The sequence below is a fragment of the Mesorhizobium sp. M5C.F.Ca.IN.020.32.2.1 genome, from assembly GCF_004023105.1.
GTDB lineage: Bacteria > Pseudomonadota > Alphaproteobacteria > Rhizobiales > Rhizobiaceae > Mesorhizobium > Mesorhizobium wenxiniae.
On record NZ_RZSX01001132.1, the window covers coordinates 1 to 1,676 of the forward strand.

Annotated in this window: 2 protein-coding genes; both read left to right on the plus strand. The window is 62.4% G+C overall.

The window, feature by feature from the left end; genetic code table 11:
• Positions 1-100: 100 nt before the first annotated feature.
• The gene (locus EOA86_RS33600) at positions 101-904 is read left to right on the plus strand and encodes a transporter substrate-binding domain-containing protein (RefSeq protein WP_128345475.1); all 804 of its coding nucleotides are present in this window, start codon (positions 101-103) and stop codon (positions 902-904) included.
• A 98-nt stretch (positions 905-1,002) separates the two neighbouring features.
• On the plus strand, positions 1,003-1,671 hold the full coding sequence (locus EOA86_RS33605; protein WP_128345477.1) for an amino acid ABC transporter permease: 669 nt from the start codon (positions 1,003-1,005) through the stop codon (positions 1,669-1,671).
• Positions 1,672-1,676 lie beyond the last annotated feature (5 nt).

A 1,676-nucleotide genomic window follows, 5' to 3' on the forward strand; every position in this document is an offset into this window, starting at 1 on the left:
GACCTACAGATCATGGTCCAATCAGAAGTTCCAAGGCGAGCGCCGCGCTGGAGCCGGCGGCCGCTTTCAAAACAAACAAGCTTCCAGCAGGGGAACGACAATGGCACTTCATATGAAGCTCAAATCATCCATCGCCGGCGTGCTGATGCTCGCCGGCTTTGGTCTTGCCACCCAGGCCGCCAATGCCGACGCGGTCGACGACATCACCAAGGCCGGCGCCATCAATGTCGGCATTTTCTCGGACTTTCCGCCCTTCTCCTCGGCCAGCGCCGATATGAGCATCAAGGGCTATGACATCGACGTGGCGCAGTTCATCGCTGACCAGCTCAAGGTCAAGCTCAATTTGGTCAGCGTGACCGGCCAGAACCGCATTCCGTATCTTACCGACAAGCGCGTCGATGTCCTGATGAGCGTCGGCTACTCCAAGGAGCGTGAGCAGGTGATCGATTTCGCCGCCGCCTACGCACCCTACTATATCGCCGTGATCGGCCCGGCCGCGCTGAAGGTCGAAGGCAAGGACGACCTCGCCGACAAGTCGATCGCCGTCAACCGCGGCACGCTGGAAGATACGTCACTTACCGAGGCAGCACCCGCCTCGGCCGACATTCGCCGTTTCGACAACTACAATTCCGTCATCCAGGCCTTCATCTCGGGCCAGACCCAGCTGATGGTCGTCGGCAACGATGTCGGCGCCCAGGTGCTCGCCCGCCAGGAGGCACTGAAGCCGGAGCAGAAATTCCAGCTTCTCACCTCGCCCTCGCATATCGGCCTCAACAAGAACGAGGACCGCCTGAAGCAGGCGGTCAACGACGCGGTCGCCAAGATGCTGGCCGACGGCAAGCTGGACGAAAGCTCGAAGGCCTGGCTCAAGACGCCGCTCAATCCCGACAACCTCAAGGATTGACCTCCAGAGCGGCTCCGGTTCTCCTGGAACCGGCACCGCTCTACCGTTTGTCTTGCCGCATTTAGCCCCAAAATGCTTAAGGGTCAGGACCTATCCTCATGGGCTATAACCTGGACTTCGGCTGGCTTGCCGGTGCCGCGGGCGCGATCACGCGCGGTGCAGGCACGACGATCCTGCTGATCGTCATCACCACCCTCGCCGGGACGCTGCTTAGCATCCTCGGCGCGGCTGGGCGGCGAAACGGCCCCGTGCTGCTCAAGCGGGCCATTGCCGTCTATGTCGAGGTGATGCGCAACACGCCGTTCCTGGTGCAGCTGTTCTTCATCTTCTTCGGGCTGCCCAGCATCGGCATAACGCTGGATCCGCTGCTGGCCGCCATGCTGGCAATGACGCTCAACATGGCGGCCTACACGATCGAGATCGTCGGCGCCGGGCTCGACGCGGTGCCGCGCGGGCAGACGGAAGCAGCACTGGCGCTTGGGCTCAGGCCACGTCAGGTGTTCGTCAAGATCGTGCTGCCGCAGGCGCTCAAGGTGATCTATCCGGCGCTGACCAGCCAGATCATCATCATGATGCTGGAGTCCGCCGTGGTGTCGCAGATCGCGGTGCGCGAACTGACCTACGAGGCCGACATGCTGCAGGCGCGCACCTTCCGCGCATTCGAGACGTATTTCGTGGTGACGATCGTCTATCTCCTTCTGTCGATGGGGCTGCGCCGGCTGCTGGTCAGCGGCGGCCGCCCCGCGCTGGGAGCCGGCGTGTCATGATCGAA